Annotated in this window: 8 protein-coding genes; all 8 read right to left on the minus strand. The window is 39.3% G+C overall.

The features are described 5' to 3' along the window. Positions 1-7: 7 nt before the first annotated feature. Positions 8-3,226, minus strand: coding sequence for a non-ribosomal peptide synthetase (locus V7K31_RS24485; RefSeq protein ID WP_335097470.1), 3,219 nt, complete (start codon positions 3,224-3,226; stop codon positions 8-10). A gap of 15 nt (positions 3,227-3,241) precedes the next feature. Continuing rightward, the gene (locus V7K31_RS24490) at positions 3,242-4,267 is read right to left on the minus strand and encodes a TauD/TfdA family dioxygenase (RefSeq protein WP_335097473.1); all 1,026 of its coding nucleotides are present in this window, start codon (positions 4,265-4,267) and stop codon (positions 3,242-3,244) included. Then, complete coding sequence (locus V7K31_RS24495; RefSeq protein ID WP_335097476.1) at positions 4,264-5,835, minus strand: condensation domain-containing protein; 1,572 nt, start codon at positions 5,833-5,835, stop codon at positions 4,264-4,266. Before V7K31_RS24495 ends, V7K31_RS24490 begins: the two co-directional genes overlap by 4 nt. A gap of 81 nt (positions 5,836-5,916) precedes the next feature. After that, positions 5,917-6,756, minus strand: coding sequence for an aspartyl/asparaginyl beta-hydroxylase domain-containing protein (locus tag V7K31_RS24500; RefSeq protein ID WP_335097478.1), 840 nt, complete (start codon positions 6,754-6,756; stop codon positions 5,917-5,919). Between the two features lie 197 nt (positions 6,757-6,953). Further along, positions 6,954-7,913, minus strand: coding sequence for a cupin-like domain-containing protein (locus V7K31_RS24505; RefSeq protein WP_335097481.1), 960 nt, complete (start codon positions 7,911-7,913; stop codon positions 6,954-6,956). A gap of 45 nt (positions 7,914-7,958) precedes the next feature. Further along, positions 7,959-8,918, minus strand: a complete 960-nt coding sequence (locus tag V7K31_RS24510) for a cupin-like domain-containing protein (protein ID WP_335097484.1) — start codon at positions 8,916-8,918, stop codon at positions 7,959-7,961. A 21-nt stretch (positions 8,919-8,939) separates the two neighbouring features. Next, positions 8,940-14,741 carry an SDR family oxidoreductase gene (locus V7K31_RS24515; protein WP_335097486.1) on the minus strand — a complete coding sequence of 1,934 codons (5,802 nt, stop codon included), beginning with the start codon at positions 14,739-14,741 and terminating at the stop codon, positions 8,940-8,942. A 138-nt stretch (positions 14,742-14,879) separates the two neighbouring features. Then, positions 14,880-20,183 carry an amino acid adenylation domain-containing protein gene (locus V7K31_RS24520; RefSeq protein ID WP_335097488.1) on the minus strand — a complete coding sequence of 1,768 codons (5,304 nt, stop codon included), beginning with the start codon at positions 20,181-20,183 and terminating at the stop codon, positions 14,880-14,882. Positions 20,184-20,377: the final 194 nt, after the last annotated feature.

Below are 20,377 nucleotides of genomic sequence, written 5' to 3' on the forward strand. Positions count from 1 at the left end.
CTACTACTTACTTTGTTGCTCGATGTTCTTGTCTAAGTTGCCTGCGTTGTTTTCTAGATTCTCTATGGTGATCACCTAGTTCATAGTTTGGCAAATCAGGCTGTTTGTCTTGTTCTTGACTTAAATATTTAGCAAATTTACTAATAGTTGGAAACTCAAACATATTAAGCATTGATATATCTCTATTTAATACTTTTTGGAGTTTGCTATGAACCTGAACCATTAGTAATGAGTGACCGCCGATATCAAAGAAATTATGATGAATACCTACCTTTTCTACATGCAATAATTCTTGCCATATATTTGTAATAATTTGCTCGATCTCAGATTGAGGAGCCATGTAGGTTTCTTCTAAATCAAGTTGTGCGTGCTCAGGTAAAGCTCTATAGTCCACTTTGCCATTGGGCGTAAGTGGCAAAGCATCTAACTTGATAAAAGCCGCAGGCACCATATACCCAGGCAGTTTTTCTAATAAATAACGGCGTAGTTCACTAATGGAAGGGCTTGGTTGTTGGTTAACGACGAGATAAGCAACTAAACGCTTTTCATTATCTACATCCTCGCGGACTATAACTACAACTTCGTCTACTTCGGGATGTTGATCTAGTACTGCTTCAATTTCTCCTAATTCAATCCGAAAGCCCCTAATTTTAACTTGATTGTCGATACGTCCGAGAAACTCAAGAGTTCCGTCTGGACGGTAGCGAGCTAAGTCGCCCGTTTTGTAAAGGCGTTCTCCTGGTCGATTACTCAATGGGTTGGGGATAAATTTCTGTGCAGTCAATTCCGGTCGATTCAGGTAGCCGCGAGCGAGTCCTAAACCAGCTATATACAATTCACCAACTACACCAATAGGCACTGGTTGCCAGTGTTTATCTAATACATAAAGTTGGGTGTTGGCGATTGGTTTACCGATAGGAATTGACCCTGAATCACGCTGATTATTTGGTACTTGATAAACACAACAACCAACTACGGTTTCTGTGGGGCCATATTCATTAATCAGCATCGTGTCGGGGGCAAAATCTTGCCAAAACACCAACTTTTCAGCTAACAAGTTTTCGCCACCGATAATAAAGGCTCGTGTGCAATTTGCTACTTCTTCAGGTGATAACTGTCCTTTGAGCAACTCCAAGTGAGAGGGTGTAATCTTGACTAGGCTTAAGTTACTACTATGGCGTAAAGCATAAGAAAGTGCTTCAATTCCTTGATTTTCTGGCAAAAGTTCTACTTGACGACCTACGAGTAAGGGTGAAAACAGACTTGTAACTGTCAAGTCAAACCCAAGGGGAGAGTGAACTAATGTTCCTGAGCCTTGCTCAACAGTATACGCCTGGGTACACCAACTCAGGTAATTAACTAGTCCTTGATGAGTAATTAAGGTTCCTTTGGGTTTACCAGTTGAGCCGGAGGTATAAATAACGTAAGCTAGGTTTTCATAAGTTGTCTGAGTGACTAAATTTTCTGTTTTTTCTTCAGCAATAACTGACCAGTCGCTATCAATGCAAAGCAGTTGCACTTTATCTGTAGCTAAACCAGCCGCTAGATGCTGCTGCGTCAGTACTAAAGGTGTATGAGTATCAGCAATGATATAAGCTTGACGTTCTGCCGGATAAGAAGGGTCTAAAGGTACGTAAGCTGCGCCAGCTTTAAGGATACCAAATAAGGCGATGACCATCCACAGCGATCGCTCTAGATAAATTCCCACTAAAACATCTGGCTCTACACCCAATTTTTGCAGATAATGAGCCAATTGATTAGCACGGATATTTAATTCTTGATAAGTAAGTTGCTGGTCTTCAAATACAACAGCAATATTGTCTGGTGTGGAATTGCACTGTTCTTCAAACCAGTGGTGAATGCACTCGTATTGTAGTTCTGTTGTCTGAGTGTTGTTGAAATCGATTAAAATTTGCTGGCGTTCGTGGTCGCTGAGAATATTTAATTGTGATATTGTCGCAGAAGGGTTTTCAATGGCACTGATTAACAATGTTTGCCATTGACTCGCTAGACGTTGAATATCTGCTTGAGAAAAAAGATTGGTATCATAGTGGAATTCTACGTTAACGGTTTGATCAGGGGTGCGATCGCAAGCAAGTTTAACTTTAAATCGGTCAATGCAAGCATATTTTTTATAAATAGTAAATAATATGTCACCAGCATTATACTGGCTTGCAGCTTCTTCAAAGTCAAAACAGAATGGGAAAAATGGCTGTTCTGTATTATCTTGGTTGGTTTCAGCAATTTGTTCCCAGGCGAAACTCTCCTGCCATTCTGTTAATTCATCTGTAGAAGTGCTAAGTTTATTTAAGATATCACTGAAGCGATCGCTTTCTGTTAGTTCGCAGCTAAGAGGTAAATATTTGGACAATAGACCTATTGCTGCTTTTAGTTCTTCATAATTACGACCATTGCAACCTAGACCAATTGTTGGCTTTGATTCGTCGGTAAGCCGCCAAAGTAAAATCAACCAACAAGCTAGAAAGAATACACTTGTTGAAGATTGATTACTTTGAACAATACCTTCTATTTTATTTATTAGCTCACTGGGAATCGACAATTTTAAAAATTGAGGTTTAAATTCTTGCTCTTGAGAAAACTGATCTTCAAAAGATAATTTAAAAGTATCAAAAGTAGAAATCTCTAGTTGTTGCCAATACTTTTTTCTTGCAAGTGTCTCTTCTGCTTCAATTAGTTCATTTTGCCATGCAGAAATATCGGCGTATTGCAACTGTTCATCAGTCAAATCATCACCAAGTAGGGAAGCACTATAGCAATAGCTAATTTCAGCTAGTAAATTATTTAATGATGCTAGATCAGCGCACATTGTAGGTAAATTTACCAGTAAAATATGCTTGTGAGGTGACAGCTTTATCAATGTCGTATGTAATAAAGAGCTTTTTTGCCAGTCAATATTTTGCTGGCTGAACTCTTGCAAAAGATTATCAATATCTGCTTCTGAAAAAGTGATTTCATTCCAAGATAAACAAACATGATTTTCTACAACTTGAATGGGAATTTTTATACTCCTTGTTTTATGGAAACTAGTACGGAGTATTTCATTTCTATCAATAACTTTTTGTACAGATGCTTTTAAAAAATTAACTTTTAAGTTGCCCTCAATGAGAATAGCACAATTAGTCAAGTAAACTGAGCTATTTTGTTGTAATAACCAAAGACGTTTTTGTAGTGGAGAAAGTTGAAATCCCTGTATTTGCTGAGGCATTTTGATTTACTACCTTTAATTATTAATATCTGCAAAGCTTGTCATGTCGCCCATAGCTACTAATAACTGTCTTTCTCCAATAAAGGGATTGCGTGCATGAGCAGTCAACAAGTTATCTAGTAGTAATATATCTCCTTGTTGCCAGGGGAAGGTTACTTCTAACTCTTGATAAATTTCACAAATTTCTGCCATTACTGAATCTTCTATTGTAGTGCCGTCACCATAATAGCAATTCCGTGGCAAATTTTCTTGTGAAAATGATGATAAAAATGACTCTCTTGTTTGAGAATCCAAGCAAGCCGGATGCCAATGTTGAGCCTGATTAAACCAGGATATTTCACCTGTCTGAGGGTGTTTAGCTACTGCCGGACGAACAGAAATAGTTCTTAAACTTCCGTCATATTTCCATTCAAAATTCACAAAGTTTTGTTTACAAATAGCTTCAAATTCTTCCCTATTTTTAGTTTGAAAAACTGTTTCCCAATTTAGCCCTAATCTCTTACCATAATTACGGACATACATAACTTTTTTTTCAATAAATTTTTCCCTAATTTTAGAGTTTATGCGCTGAAAAACTTGGCGACTGTCAACGATTGGAGTTTCTCCTCCCTGCTGTGCTGGTTGACGACAACCAAATAAAATCTTTTTTGGCCACCGATAATTAAAGGAATTTTCGTTGTGCCATAACAACTTTCTATCAGCAGGGTAGAAAACTGGAGTATAAACATTCCCACTCACACTATTACGGGAATGTTCGCCATTTTCATTAAAAAGTTCTGAGCAAATTGCTAAACCAAAACGTTCAAATTCTGATGCCGTAGTAATATTAAAACCTCTCAATAATATAGCACCATTTTGAAAGAGCTTTTCTTCAATCAAATCTCGATTACCTTCAGCCCAATATGCAATATCAATACCATTTACAAGAGGTTTTATTACAATAGGTAGTTTCTGATCATTTACTAAATTACCTATCTCTATTAATTCATTTTCTAGTACATTAACTGCTTTGGCTTTGATAGTTTTTCCCAGTTTTTTCATTTTCCCTCTTCCATTTCAGTGGCGGTATTAATAACTTGGCGTTTAATTATTTTTAATTTACGTTTATATTCTTCTTTTGTATTTTTATTTATAAAAAATTCTTCTTGCTTATCTGCTGCTGTTAGCAATCCAATTAATTCGTTTAATTTAGCTGTTGGCTTGGTTACAACTTGATTTAAAAGTGTTTCAAAATGTTTTAGCATTCGAGCTATGGTAGTGGTGTCAAATAAATCTGTGTTATACTCCAATGCTGCGACTATACCCTGTTCTGTTTCTGCTATTTCCCAAAGTAAATCAAGCTGGGTTGTCTTTTTTTCAACATTTAAGGATTTGATAGTCAGATTTGAAAGGTCGAAAGAGGGAATTTGAGTATTTTCTAAAATTAGCTTTACCTGAAATAGGGGTGAACGAGCCATATGCCGTACTGGATTTAGAGCATCTACGAGTTTATCAAAGGGTAAATCTTGGTGAGCATAGGCATTTAAAGTTACTTCACGGACTCGTTCAAGTAACTCATGAAACGAGGGATTTCCTGACAAATTAGTGCGTAAAACAAGTTGGTTGACAAAAAACCCAATTAATTCTCTAATTTCAGACTGGTTGCGGTTGGCAATATCAGTACCTATAACTATGTCTTCTTGGCCTGTGTACCAGTAAAGTAGTATCTTAAATGCTGCAAGTAGGATCATGAATAGCGTAATACCTTCCCGTTGATACAAAGCTTTCAACTGTTTCGAGAAAGTTTTAGGCAAAACAATACATTGCCTAGCACCGTTAAAAGTTTGTACTGTCGGCCGTGCCATATCTGTAGGCAATTCAAGTACAGGGAGTTGACCGCCTAATTGTTGCTTCCAGTAAGCAAGTTGAGCCTCAAGTTGCTCTCCCTGCAACCATTGGCGCTGCCAAACTGCAAAGTCTGCATACTGAATTGGTAGTTCAGGAAGTGGTGAGGGATAACCGCGAGAAAAGTTTTCATAAAGCGTTGTAATCTCGCGGATTAACACACCTATAGACCAAGCATCAGCAGCAATATGATGCATTGATAACAATAAAATATGCTCTATTTCGCTCAGTTGCAGTAAAGTAACTCGCAGTAAGCAATCTTTAGTTAAATTGAAGGATCTTTGAGTTTCCTGATTAGCCAAATGTAGAACTTCGGACTCTCTTTTGTCTAGAGGTAATTCTTGTAAATTTACTACTTGTAACTTAAATACAGAAGCAGGATAAATGACCTGAAGCGGTTGTCCATCAACTAGAGTAAATGTAGTGCGTAAAGCTCCGTGACGCTTTACAACTTCTTGGAAGCTTTGTTCCAGTGCTGCCACGTTTAGCCAACCAGTTAAGCGCATAAACTGAAAGATGTTAAATGCTGGATTGCCAGGCCCCATCTGGTCGAGAAACCATAACCGCTGCTGGGCAAAAGATAAGGGGAATAAGTTGGACTCTCGACTTTGAGCAACTATTTGCGGTTGTGAAAATACGCTTTCTTTTTTCTTCTGGAGGTGTTGTGCAAGAAGCTTAAGTTTTTGTGAGGAAAGACTGGCAATCCGTTGCGAAAGGTCACTCATATTCGCTAAACCTAAATATACAAGAAAATAAATGTAATTTTGGCGTTAATTAGCCCTCTAATTCCATACCGTTTAAAGTACTTAGTTATCCAACGCTTTTTGTTGAGACTTTGGCTCTTGTATTTTATTTGATTCATATTCTTCAGATGTATGATTTAAATTTTTTAGTACAAACTGCAATAAAGTCTTTTCAATTTTTGTCAGTTCAGGATGATATAAATCAAATGATAAAACTACTCGCTCCGTTTGACTTTTATTCCATGCTTCGTGTTCAAAACTATCGTCAAAAAATAAAGTTTTTCCCTTAATCCAACCTCGCGCTTTGTTACCGACATTAATACCACAATTTTCTGGAACTATAATTCCTAAATGACATGTTAAGGAAGTATTGATATTATCCGTATGTGGCGGTAATACAACTCCAGGTTTCATTACATAAAACTCTACATATCCGAAAGAATATAAAAAAGGTTCTAATTTAGATAAGATATTAACTGTTTTGGGAAAACAAGAAAGACCTACCTGTGTAAAATTACCTTTTTCCCATAATAAATATGCTTTCCAGTCATCCTCTTTGAGAGATGTAAAGAGATTGCTAGCATTAAACCTAGTAACAATATTATATCCCGATGAAACATAAGCTAACCATTCATTTTCTATATCATTGAATCCTTGTTGAAGTTTATTACTGACCACATTTAAAATATCATGATCCTGTGGCTCATACCAGGGTTTATAAGTAATGTCAGGATATAAAAATGCACTCATTTTTTGAGCCGGGTTATAGGTTGATTCCTCTGATAAAGTTATATAAGATTTGAGCGCTTTGATAACCCGCTCAATATTTCCTTTCGGAAAAAACAACTTTAATAACTTCAGAAACAAAATAAAAAAACTTATCTCTAAAGACTGCTTAACCATAATATATTCCTCAAGTCTAACCAAGGTAATTATTGATGTTTACTTCTTTGTCTTATTTCACAAAATTTATGAATAACTCCCACTCCCATTTAAAAAGATATAAAATCAATTTTGTTATTGCTTTTCAGCCTTTAATCACGTTAGTGATGATCATAGGTTTAGCAATATTGCTAAACTATAAGATAGTTTGTAAACTCTTAGATAATACCAAGAGCAAATAAAGCTTTACCTAGCCAGGGAAATTCTAAAACCAATGGAAACAAATGACCTTTAATTGGACTTCTTTCAAAAACTGATTGGAAAACTATTTCTGAGTTCCACTCATTTAGTAAGTAGCTTCCAATAGCAATGCTGACTTCGATATTCTTTACATGATGCCACCAACCAGATGGAATGTATAGAATTTCTCCTGTTTCTAGTATGACTTCTACGGGATTTGTTTTAGCATAAAGTGGAAATTTTTCTAAATCTGGTTTTAAAACATCAATCTTACCATCGTACAAAAACTCTTTTTGATCTGGTGTAAATAAGACTATTTGTTTTCTTCCTTTAATCATTCCTAACCATGCAGAACCATAATAATGGTCTTGGTGAAGACCTATTGATGTACCTTTATGACCAATAAATATATCAGGATAGTCAAAGTCATATTTTCGTAAAAGCTTTTTTGGCAGCCGTTGTAACCAATTTGGGAAGTAAATCGGGTCATTGTAATCCTTCAAAAGCTCAGGATAATCAGAAACAATGCCAAAGTTAGCCATATACAAACGTCTGTTGCTATTACCAGCAGTTATGTAATCAATATAATCAGCAATAGACATTACTCCCTCATTTTTAGTGTTATCTTCTTTCACAGCGTACTCAATTGAGCCAAATTCCGACCGGAAGAAATCTAAAGTCCACTTTTTCATGGCTTTCCAGTCTTTTATCACATCAGTAATAATGACGGGTTTACCAACAGATGCATACTCTCGGACAAACTCATCATATGAAAGGTTGCTACGACGCTCAACCACAGAAATTGGCATCCATGCTAATTTACATTGAGTCTTGCGCCACGTTTTTTTTAGCAAATAGATCAATAATCGTGTAACAACAATTAATATAATTGTTACAACAATCAATTTAATACCATAGAAAGAAATGGGTAATTGCATAATGAGTAATTATTGATGTAGTTTTTTAGCCTTAGTTTTGGCAGTTTAAATCACGCCAATAGCAAATAAAGCCTTGCCTAGCCACGGAAATTCTAAAACCAATGGTAAAAGATGACCTTTAACTAGATTCTGTTCACAAATTGATTGAAAAAACAATTCTGAGTTCCACTCGTTTAGTAAAAGACTTCCGACTGCAATGGTATTTTCAAGATTCTTCACATGATGCCACCAATTTGGTGGAATGTATAAAATCTCTCCAGCTTCTAGTATGACCTCTATTGAATTTGTCTTAGCATATAGTGGAAAGTTTTTTAGATTAGGATTGAAAACATCAACTTTTCCAGAGTACAAAAGTTGTTCTTGATCTGGTGTAAACAAAACTATTTGTTTTCTCCCACTAATCATTCCTAACCATGCAGAACCATTACTTGGATCTTTGTGAAGACCTATCGATGTATCTTTATGACCTATAAATAGTTCAGGGTTATCTAATCCATATTTTTTTAGCAGCTTTCTTGGCAGCCTTTGTAACCAATTTGGAAAATAAATTGGTTCCTTATAGTCCTCTAAAAGCTGAGGATGATTAGAAATAAACCAGTTAGCTAAATAGAAACGTCTGTCGCTATTACCAATATTAATGTAATCAATGTAATCAGCAATAGTCATCAACCCCTCAATTTCATCTTTATCCTCTTTTACAAAACACTCGATTGACCCACACTCCGATTTGAAGAAATCTAAAGTCCATTTGGTTGTGGCTTGCCAATCTTTTATCACATCAGTAATAATAACAGGCTTGCCTACAGATGCATACTCTTTGACAAACTCATCATATAAGAGGTTACTACGACGCTCAACAACATCAATGGGTGTCCATACTAATTTACATTTTTGCTTTTGCCACGTTCTTTTTAGGAGATAAATAATTAAGCGTGTAAAAACAGTTAAGGCAATTGTCAAAAAAATAAACTCACTAGTTTTGTAAAAAGAAAGTGTTAGTGGCATAGTCATCTCATGTGTAATTACTTAGTTTTGCGAAGCAAATATTGCCTGCACCTCGTCCTCTGACAATTTTTCAATATCTGCTAAAGCTTGAGCTAATTCTTCTAAATTTGTCTGTTCAGCTAGTTTTTGGACAATAACTTCAGCTAACTCAGCTATAGTCGGCCCGTTAAAGAAGCCTTTGTAAGAAAGTTCTATTTGGAAAGTTTTGCACAGTTCAGAAACTAATTGAGTAGCAAATAAAGAGTCTCCTCCTAACTCAAAGAAGTTGTCATAAATACCCACTTGATCAATACCCAGAAGTTGTTGCCAAACGTCAGCAAGGGTTCGCTCAATTTCATTACTAGGAGCAATATAAGCATTTCCTAAAATCGGGCGGGGGTGAGTTGGTTTGGATTGACTAAGTTGGGCTAATTTTTCTTCCAAGGACTTAGGAGATTCCTTTGGCTTAATCAGGCTGGGAAAATCTTGTGTTGATACAATTACTTGAGAAACTGTGCTACTACCCAGAATACGTTTAAAAGCCTCTATGCCCTCAAAATCGGCCATTCCTGCTGCCAACTTTTCTCCTGTGATTTCCTGGTGGCGTGCTTCAACAGCAGCGGCCATTCCTACACTGTTCCATCTATCCCAGTTAATAGACTTAATAAATTTCCATGTTCCATATTTAGAAGCACTGTAGTCAGCAAAGGAGTCAAGGAAGGCATTTGCAGCTGTATAATCTGCCATTCCAGATGTGCCAATAAATGAACTTAGTGATGAACAGAGTACAAAGAAATCCAGACTATTTTCATTAAATAGAGTTTCAAGTACTCGTGTTCCTTGCACTTTTGGGGCTAAAGCATTGGCTACAGTTTCTTTTGTTGTGAGTTGCATCATCCCTCCGCCGTAAACTGCGGCTGCATGAATTACTCCATGAATCTCACCAAATCGCTGATTAGCTTTTTGAAGCACTGCTGACATCTGTTCCAGGTTGGTAACATCGGCGCTGGCTACCATTACCTCTGCACCTAATGCCTTCATCGCCTGCAATTTTTGGATCTTTTGGCTGACACTATCCTCCTCATCATGAGTCGATAACCATTCAAACCACTCATCTTGGTCGGGAAAAGCTGAACGCCCCAGTAATATAAGTTTTGCTTGCACGGTCTGCGCTAGATATTCTGCTAGCAGCAGACCAACACCTCCTAACCCACCAGTGATGAGATATACTCCCTGTTTTCTGAGGCTGAGATTTTCGGTAACGGTTTCATGTAATTGAACAGGTTCAAAATCTTGTACCCAGCGATTTCGCCCACGGTAAGCAATAATTTGATCAGATTTAGAGGTCGTAAGTTCCGCTATTAGCGTTTGGATAAGTTCTTCTTGACCACTTTCTACAGGAACTACAACATCAATACTGCGACAGGTTATATTTGAATGCTCTAGCGGCATAACTTTGCAAGTTCCAAGAACCAGTGCCTTTTCTGGACACAGTATTTCTGAACCTGTTACTTCCTGCAAATTGTTGGAGACAATACTAATTTCTAAAGCATCTGTTTGATTATTTTCTGCGATCGCCTGTGCTAAAAACAATAGGCTCGACCAGCCTAAAGCTTCAATTGCTGAGTTGGTATAACTGTTTAGTGTCACACTCCACAGATGAACAATCCTTTTTGGAATCTTACCCAAAGTCCGAAGTTCTTTGAGTAGGGTGTTGTAGTCATTCTCTTTTTCAGGATTAATCGTATATGTGCGCTGAGGATATTCGCTATTTTGCTGAAATTGCTCTCCAACTCTGACGGTAATCACATCTTCATTCTCAAGTAATAGTCGTTTTACTAGTTTTTCACCCAAGCCGCACTCATCCACAAACACTAACCAGCATCCTGGTTTTCCCTCAAGTCCAGGTTGAAAAGGTTGTGGTGGCATGGTACGTTTCCAAGAAGGAATGTAAAACCAGTCAGCAATATCTGACTTTTTAGCCAATAAGTCTTGGTTCTGCTGGCTAGGAGCTTTTTGCTTTGTGACGGTAAATGCTGTCGGTGCTGAGTCAGTTACCGATGCAGCAGCCTGAGCCACCAAAACCTGTTCGCCAAAAGCTTCAGTTTCAGAGACAGCCGCTACCTCAACGAACCCATGAGAACGTAGTGCTTCCTGCCATTGCTTTTGTGATAAAAATGGATTACCACGGCTGCGTCCTTCATCCTCTAAAGGATTCATTAGCAGACCATCGGTGATATCAAAGTCTAATTGTGGTTGAGTTATCTCCCATAATAGCAGAAATCCTCCAGGAGCTAATAGCGATCGCACATGCTCCAGAGTTTTTGTTATATTCCGGGTTACATGCAACACATTGACGGCTACCACCACATCAAAACTGTGACTGTTGAACCCTTGTTCAACTGGCGATTTTTCGATATCTAGAAAACGATATTCAACAAATGGATAAGTGCTAAACTCCTGTCTGGCTTTATTCAAAAACAAACCACCTACATCTGTAAAAGTGTAGTTGGTGCGTTCCGATGGCAACACAGGCAGCAATTCTGTTGTGGCAATACCCCCTCCACCACCAATTTCTAGAATTCTCAGATTTACATCTAGTGGTAATGAGTTGACTACCTGTTCCATGCTGGTTCGCATGATCCCTTTTAAATGGGTATCCAGAGGCAATTCTGAATTAGCAATTTCTGATTTGTTGTCTTTTACCGCATAGTACAACTCTAACGGTTCTTTTTCACCAATTAGTACATCCGGCAGATTCTCGCCACATTCCCGGACGATATTTAGAACATGGGGTGTATCTATGCATTTGATTTTAACTTCTTCTATGAGAGCATGAATCAAGTCTGTAGAACAGGGAACAAGGTTTGTAAATAAATCTTTTTCTTGTTGCAATTGACCTTGTTCTACGAGTACATCTAAAAAGCGATACAACAATTGCCGATAACGAGGAATAATTTTAAATTGCTCACACAGCGCCTCAAAAGAATACTTTTCATTAACATTGCTAAAAGCACCTAAACGCTGGAGGGTGAGGTTTATGTAAGCAGTACACAAACGATCCAAACACTGTTTGTTTAGCAAATAAGTTTGCTCATCCAGTACGGTGATGCTCGCACGAGCCTGTATTTTACAAGCCTCTACGAGAGATTTAGCCAAATCAACTGCCGTTTGTCTTGGCTGTTTTTGTGGTTCAATCCAGTAACGCTGGCGCTCAAATGGATAGGTCGGTAAGGGAATATGATAGCGTTGCTCGTTAGCATAAAAAGTAGACCAGTCTACTTTGACACCAAAAAGCCAGAGCCGCCCCAAGGAGTTGAGTAAAAATGCTACATCCGACTGTTGCTCTTGTGGATGGCGGATTGAAGTTAGTACTAACAGTTTATCCTGGTGATGTTGCTTGACAAAAGTACTTAAAGTCCTTCCTGGCCCAACCTCTAAAAAGATCCGCTCCTGTGTTTTGATTAACTCAGTTATCCCTTCGCTAAAACGCACTGTTTGCCGTAAGTGCTTTACCCAATATTTGGGGTCTGTTGCTTCTGCTACAGTGATCCAAGTGCCACTGACGTTAGACATAAACTCAATCTTCGGGGGATGAAGTTGGAGTTTTTGTAAATGCTCTGTAAATGGCTGGAGAATTGGCTCCATCATGGGAGAATGAAAGGCATGGGAAGTATGCAGCCTCCGACAGGCTACACCTTTGGCTTCTAACTGTTGTTGCAATTGTGCGATCGCTTCAGTGACACCAGAAACTACACAGTAGGAAGGCCCATTGCTTGCGGCTAAAGACAGTTCCCTATTTAGTAATGGTTGTATCTCTTGTTCGGGAAGTTGGATAGAGAGCATTTCCCCACTAGGAAGTTGCTGCATCAGTCGTCCTCGAATTGCGACTAGCATCAGGGCATCTTCCAGCGAGAAAACTCCAGCTAAAGTGGCAGCTACATACTCCCCGATACTGTGACCAATCATTGCCTCTGGGTGTACACCCCATCCCATCCACAATTGAGCTAAGGCGTACTCAATGACAAACAATGCTGGCTGAGCGACAGATGTCTGCTTGAGTTGCTCTGTTACCTTTGCTGCCTCATTTGGATACAGTATATGGCGTAAATCAAGACCTAGATGCGGTTTCAGCAGTTCACAGCAGCGATCAACTGCAAGTGTAAAATTTGGCTCACTCTCGTAGAGTTCTCTACCCATATTCACGGACTGCGTTCCTTGCCCAGAAAACATAAACACTACAGGACGATTGGCAGGCTGTTGATATTGAGTGAAAAATCGTTGTGAATCTAAATTAGAAAGCACCTTTACCGCATCATTAATATCTTGACATACCACCATCCGGCGATGCTCGAAAGCTCGACGACCTACACCAAGGGTATGAGCCACATCAGCTAAGTTGAGATGGGAATGCTGTTTGAGATGATTAGCCAGATTCGCCGTAGCTGTTTTTAGTGCCGATTCCGTTTTTGCAGAAAGAACTAACAGATGATATTTCCTCCCCTGCTCCCCCTGCTCCTGCACAGGGGCTTCTTCTAAAATTACATGGGCATTAGTCCCACCAATCCCAAAAGAACTAACTCCGGCACGGCGAGGAATGCCGTTTGTTGTCCATTTGGCAAGTTTGGTGTTTACATAAAAAGGACTGTTGGCAAAATCAATCTGCGGATTAGGTTCTTGAAAGTGCAAACTAGGTGGTATTTGTTGATGCTTCAGAGCTAGGACGGTTTTGATCAAACCTGTTACTCCAGCAGCAGCATCTAAATGTCCAATGTTAGTTTTCACAGAGCCAATGGCGCAGAAGCCTTTTTTCTCAGTGCTGGCTCGAAAAGCTTGCGTTAACGCCGCGATTTCAATGGGATCTCCTAGTGATGTTCCTGTCCCATGAGCTTCAATATAGGTAATCGTTTCAGGTTCAACCTCGGCAACAACTTGAGCAGTTTGAATCACCTTGGCTTGACCATCTATTCGTGGTGCTGTGTAGCTAACTTTGAAAGAACCATCGTTATTGATAGCGGAACCTTTGATGACAGCATGGATAGTATCTCCATCTGCTAGAGCATCCTCTAATCTTTTCAAAACCACGATGCCTACACCTTCGCCACCGACAGTTCCCTGTGCTTGAGCATCAAAAGCGCGGCAGTGTCCGTCAGGCGAACCAATTCCTCCTTCTTTATAAAGATAGCCAGTTTTTCTAGAAGAACTTATGGAAACCCCACCTGCCAAAGCCATATCACATTCCCCATTTAGTAAGCTTTGAGTGGCTAAATGAACAGCGACTAATGAAGTAGAGCAGGCGGTTTGAACAGTGAAACTTGGACCTTCTAGATTCAGTTTGTAAGAAACACGGGTAGTTAAGTAATCTTTGTCACCTGCGATCGCAAGTTGGTTATTATCTATAGATTTAATAATATCTGCGTTTGAATAAACATTGAGTAAGTATCCACTGAAGCTAGCTCCGGCGTAAACTCCTATAGAACCTTGATAAATTTCTGAGTCATAGCCAGCATCTTCAAGGGCAATATATGCACATTCTAAAAATAAACGGTGTTGCGGATCGGTTATGTCAGCTTCTTTAGGATTAAAGCCAAAAAATGAAGCATCAAAAAGTTCTACATCTTCTAATACAGATCGTGCTTTGACAAACTTCGGGTTATTGAGTGTGGCTGCATCTACCCCAGAAGCTAACAGTTCTTCATCAGTAAAAACAGATACTGACTCTGTACCATTTTGGAGATTTTGCCAAAATTCATCAACATTTTTAGCCCCAGGAAACCTTCCTGCCATACCAATAATCGCTATTTCTGAACCATTCTGATGAGCAGATACTGTCGGAGCATTCATGATTCTTTAAATCCTTTACTATTTCCGATTTATTTCATTACAGGAATGTTGTAATCCTGATAAAGCTTATGATTAGAGGAAATTCTCAAGCTTCGTAGTGCTATTGAAAAACTAGTATTTAGAGCAATTATTAAGAGATTATTCATTAATTCCTAAACTTTTGCTAATTGACTTCATTTTTTGCAGACGTTTTTTTTGATGAGCTTTACCATCTTTCAGCTTCTCAACTTCAATATCAGTTTGATGAAAGGATGTTGTTTGATTTTTGATTGTGTTCAAAGATTCTGCTAAAGAGCTTATGGTTGGATATCTGAACATATCGAGCATTGATAAATCGGTTTGAAATATTTCACGTAATTGGCTATTCACTTTAACTAGAAGTAATGAATGACCGCCGAGTTCAAAGAAGTTATCGTGAATGCCGATCTTCTCAATATTGACAGCCTTTTGCCAAATTGTAGCGATCGCTTGTTCTATCTCAGTTTGTGGCATCACATAAGTAGCTTCTAACTCTGGGCGGAGAGTTTCAGGTGCAGGTAGCGATCGCAAATCAACTTTACCGTTGGGCAACAGAGGTAAGGTTGGCAAGATTACAAAAGTTGAGGGCATCATATATTGCGGTAGCTTTTCCTGTAGAAAGCCACGCAGTTCAGTGATTGTCAGGGTGTGTTCTGGTTGAGGGCTGACATAAGCCACTAGGTGTTTATCACTATGCTCATCTTCCTTAGCTATTACCACCGCTTCGCGTACTTTATTGTGTTGCTGCAATTTCGCTGATATCTCGCCAAGTTCGATGCGGAAGCCCCGAATTTTCACTTGCTGATCGATGCGTCCCAGGAGTTCGATATTCCCGTTGGGTAAGTAGCGAGCTAAGTCGCCGGTGCGATACAGACGCATCCCCGATTTTTCACCAAAAGGGTTGGGAATAAATTTTTCGGCAGTCAGTTCGGGGTGATTGAGATAGCCCCTAGCGATCGCAATACCACCGATATACAACTCACCTGGTACGCCTACAGGTGTAGGGTGCAAATGTTTGTCTAGTAAATATACCTGAGTGTTGGCAATAGGACGACCAATAGGTACACAATAATCGGGTTGGTTCCCTAGATAGGTAACTGGTTCAACTGGTTCAACTGGTTCATAAATTGTGACACCAATAGTTGCCTCAGTTGGGCCATAAGCATTCAGCCAACGGATACGGGGATTCTCGGAGCGATCGCTTACCAATTTCTGCCAAAGTGCGAGTTTCTCTGGTAAAGTTTGCTCAGTCCCGACAATTACCAAGCGCAGCGTCGGCGATAATGCTGCTTTTGTTTGAGCCAAGTCGGACACCCACTCATGCCAGTAGGTTGTTGGTAAATTGAGGACAGTTAGTTTTTCTTGTAGCAAGAATTGCTCAAAGTGGGTAAACAATAGTAATCGGTTGGGTCGGATGACTACAGTTGAACCACTTAACCATGATGGAAACAGTTCTTCAGCTGCCACATCAAAGCTCACAGAAGCGAATTGGAGAACGCGATCTTCTGGTTGTAGTTGATAGATTTTTGCAGCAGCAATACTGTGGTTCACTAAAGCTTGATGCGAAATCAGAACGCCTTTAGGTGTTCCTGTAGAGCCGGAAGTGTAAATCACATAAGCCAAGTTTTCGGCTGTTATACTGCGACTAGGATTTTCCTGACTTTCCTGGGTGTACAGATCCCATTTGTCTAGACACACGACCTTAGCCGCAGATGTCGGGAGTTCCGCAACCAGGTGCTTTTGGGTAAGCAAGACTAAAGGTTTGACATCATTTAATATTAAAGCTAGTCGTTCCTGCGGGTAGGATGGATCTAACGGCACGTATGTGCCACCAGCTTTGAGAATGCCCAGAATTCCAACTACCATTTCTATGGAACGCTCTACGCAGATTCCCACCAAGACCTCTGGTTTTACCCCAAGGGATTGTAAATAATGCCCCAATTGATTTGCGCGGTGGTTTAGCTCTCGATAGGTCAACTGCTCATCTTCAAAGACTATAGCAATGGCGTTGGGCGATCGCTCCACTTGAGCCTCAAATAACTCATGGATGCAATACTCACCAAGATAGTCAACTTCAGTATTATTCCATTCCACCAACAACTGATGCTGTTGAGTTTGTGTCAATATAGGCAATTCTGTAAGGGGTTGCTCTGGGTTAGCGACAACGCTTTCTAGCAAGGTTACATAATATCCGAGCCAACGCTGAATTGTTTGGGTATCAAATAAATGTGTATTATATTCTAGTTCTAGCAGTAGTTCACTGTCTGTCTGAAGAATATTTAAATTAATATCCAGCTTAGTAGCACTGGTAGAATTTTTAGCTACCTCAAACTCTTGTTTTAATGACTTTGACTCCAATGGAGCTTTGTCCAGATTAAACCCTGTGGTAAAAAGAGGGGTGCGGCTAGGATCTCGTGGTAACTTTAAATTTTCAATTAGTTTAATAAAAGGATAAATTTGATACTCGTAAGCATCTAACAATATCTGCTGGATTGAACTCAAATAGTCTGTGAATCCTGGGTTGCCTATAACTTGACTGCGTATGGGCAATAGATTAACACAGTGACCAACAAGATATTCATCTGCGATCGCAGATTGTCCGGCTGAAGCAATCCCAACAACTATATCTTGTTGATTCGCCAATCGTTGTAATAAGGCTATAAATGCTGCTAAAAGAATCGTAAATAAAGTATAACCACGTTTGACACTTAAGTTTTTTAAAGCATTATACAAGGTGGAATCAAGAATTATATTTTCTCGCGCCCCAGTGTACGTAAATATTGGAGGTCTAGGACGGTCGGTTGGTAATTCCAATATAGGCACTGAACTGGCAAATTGACTCAGCCAATAGGCTTCAGCTTTCGCCATCTCTGGACTCTGCTGCATTTGTACTTGCCACAGAGCATACTCACTCCATTTCATGGGTTGTGGAAGTTGGCTAGCAATTCCCTGGCACTCTGCTGAATAAATTGCTGCTAGTTCTCGTAACAAAATACTAATTGACCAACCATCAGCAACAATGTGATGATTCGTCAAAACCACAAGATGATGATCTTCTTCCAACTTTACTATGTGGCAACTCAGTAATGGTCCTTTTTCTAAATGAAAAATTTGTTGAGCTTCTCGTATTAATAACTCCGATAGCTGTGTTTCTCGTTGACTTTTATCCAAAATTGAAAAATCACTCAGAGGAATGTCTATAGTCAAAGTGGAATGAATCAATTGATTATCCCCCTCTGGGCTAAAAGTAGTTCGTAGCGCTTCGTGACGATTGATAATTTCCTGAACAGCCTTACCTACTGCCAATAAATTGCCAGCCCCTCGCAGGTGGATAGACAGAGATTCGTTATAGGCGCGAGAAACCTCATCTCCCATCTGTGCTAAAAACCACAATTCCTTTTGTGCTGCCGTCAGGGGAATTTTGAGCGTTGTTGAAATCGGGGCAGGTGGTAATAATTCCCCTTGTTGCATTTCTACTACGCTTTCCTTGACTGCACTAATTACGTGTTCAATATCTGCATCAGTATGCGCCGTAGATAGGTAAAAAGTACGCCCTTCCCAGACATAAACACCTTTTTCCAGTAAATGATAAAAAATTAACTGACCAAATTTAAGCGGAGATGAACCTATGAAACGAAACAGCGAACCAAAATGGACTACTTGAATTGGAACTTGCTTTTCTTCAAAGAAACTATTAAGAGTCTGGGCTAATTTAGTTGTTTTTTCAGATAACTCCTGCTGTAATTTCGGTCCACTGTTTTTAATATGATTGAGTGCAGCCCAAGCCACAGCCATCACCAAAGGATGTTTGAAGAAAGTACCTGCAAACACTGTGGTTTCCGCTTGAGGATAAGATTCATCTCCATAGTTCCACATCCCACCGTCAAGGATATCCATCAAAGCTGCCTTACCAGCTATAACCCCAATTGGCATCCCAGCAGCAACAGCTTTACCATAAGTAGTCAAATCTGCTTGAATATTCCACAATCCCTGAATTCCACCTGGGTGCATCCGAAAACCGGTAATCACTTCGTCGAAAATTAATACGGTTCCTGTTGCTTGAGTTAATTGTCTAAGTTGGAGGAGAAACTCTTGAGGTTGCAAATCTGGGCGGCTGCTTTGTATCGGTTCCACCAGAACTGCTGCTAGTTCGTGAGCATGAGTTTTCAGAATCTCTAGGGATTCAGGTTTGCCATAGTCGAGTACGATCGCATCATCAGCAATATATGATGGAATACCTATAGCTTTGGGGATAGAACGCCGCGTTTCTTCGCTGGTTGTTACTCCTCTTACCAAAACCCCATCATAAGTACCGTGATAAGAACCAGCAAATAAAGCAATCTTAGAGCGTCCTGTGCTAGCCCGTGCTAGGCGTATTGCTCCCATCACAGCTTCTGTCCCATCGTTACAAAAAGCTGCCCGTTCCGCGCCTGTCAACTCACAAATTAACTCCGCAACCTGACCGGCAAGACGCGATTGTGGCCCGTGCAATATACCTTGCTTTATTTGTTCTTGAATAGCTTTGATGACAAACGAAGGTGAATGACCAAATAAAAGCGCACCAAACCCCATAGAAATGTCTACATACTCTCTACCATCAACATCCCAAAGCCTAGCTCCCTCTCCACGCTGTCCGTGAATGGGATACAACATCTCTTTAATCGAGGGCAGGAACCCTGTTATCGCCCTGCTATTGGCATGATAGGAACGATAAGTTTGAGTAAGTCTTTTAGATTCTGGAGTCAGTTGAACAAAACGTGCAATTAAGGCATCTAGATGTTTTTGTTGACAAGGAGTTAACAGAGTCTTCGATTGTTGCTCAAATTGTTGAGTATTTGCCAAAAGTCGCGGCTGACTTGTTAGGTTTATGGGTTGTTGATTAGACTCAGCCTGAATCGATGATGGACTTGATTGAAAACTAGAATTACTGTCCTGATGCTGAGTTGGGGTAGATGGGATTGCTTTTTGCAAAGGTAATATCTTCTTAGATGAACCTGCTTTTTGCAAAATATCTAGCTGTTTGGACATCAATTGAAGCTGCTGTTCTATTACCTGTTCGAGTACTGTATTTGTTACAGATTTTTCATCTTCTTGCTCTAATTTTTGTGTATCTGAAGTCTTTATGGCAAGTGTTGGCTCCTGGAAAGAAGGCTCTAAAATAAGATATTGTGGAGGTAGCTCTTGAGCTATATGAGTTACCAAGGCATGAATTGTCGATAAATTTTCAAGCAATAAGCGAAAAGGAATATTAATACCTAATTCTTTTTGAATAGCACGGTTTATTTGCGACAAAATTAGAGAGTCAATACCCATTTCTAGAAAAGGAGTATGAATATCTATTGCAGATGATTTTACTCCCAATGACTCACTAACAATGTACTTTAGTGTTGATACTATTTTTTTATATTGAGAGTCTTCATTCATAATATTTTACATTTATTGAGATTGGTACTACCTAAAAAAGGGGAATTAGTGTTATCTAAAACTACATATCTTTTTCTAATAATTCTAATTGCTGAAACATAATAGAAATTTGACTATTTATTATTTTTTTAATAGGATGATCACATTTTTCACTTTTGCTACTCAGGTGAAGGATATTGTTTTGCGGGGATTCA

The organism is Nostoc sp. (assembly GCF_036917675.1).
Taxonomy (GTDB): domain Bacteria; phylum Cyanobacteriota; class Cyanobacteriia; order Cyanobacteriales; family Nostocaceae; genus Nostoc.

Coding starts and splice junctions, on each gene's coding strand:
- V7K31_RS24485 (WP_335097470.1), bottom strand. CDS start 3,226: ATGCCTCAGCAAATACAGGGATTTCAACTTTCTCCACTACAAAAACGT.
- V7K31_RS24490 (WP_335097473.1), bottom strand. CDS start 4,267: ATGAAAAAACTGGGAAAAACTATCAAAGCCAAAGCAGTTAATGTACTA.
- V7K31_RS24495 (WP_335097476.1), bottom strand. CDS start 5,835: ATGAGTGACCTTTCGCAACGGATTGCCAGTCTTTCCTCACAAAAACTT.
- V7K31_RS24500 (WP_335097478.1), bottom strand. CDS start 6,756: ATGGTTAAGCAGTCTTTAGAGATAAGTTTTTTTATTTTGTTTCTGAAG.
- V7K31_RS24505 (WP_335097481.1), bottom strand. CDS start 7,913: ATGCAATTACCCATTTCTTTCTATGGTATTAAATTGATTGTTGTAACA.
- V7K31_RS24510 (WP_335097484.1), bottom strand. CDS start 8,918: ATGCCACTAACACTTTCTTTTTACAAAACTAGTGAGTTTATTTTTTTG.
- V7K31_RS24515 (WP_335097486.1), bottom strand. CDS start 14,741: ATGAATGCTCCGACAGTATCTGCTCATCAGAATGGTTCAGAAATAGCG.
- V7K31_RS24520 (WP_335097488.1), bottom strand. CDS start 20,183: ATGAATGAAGACTCTCAATATAAAAAAATAGTATCAACACTAAAGTAC.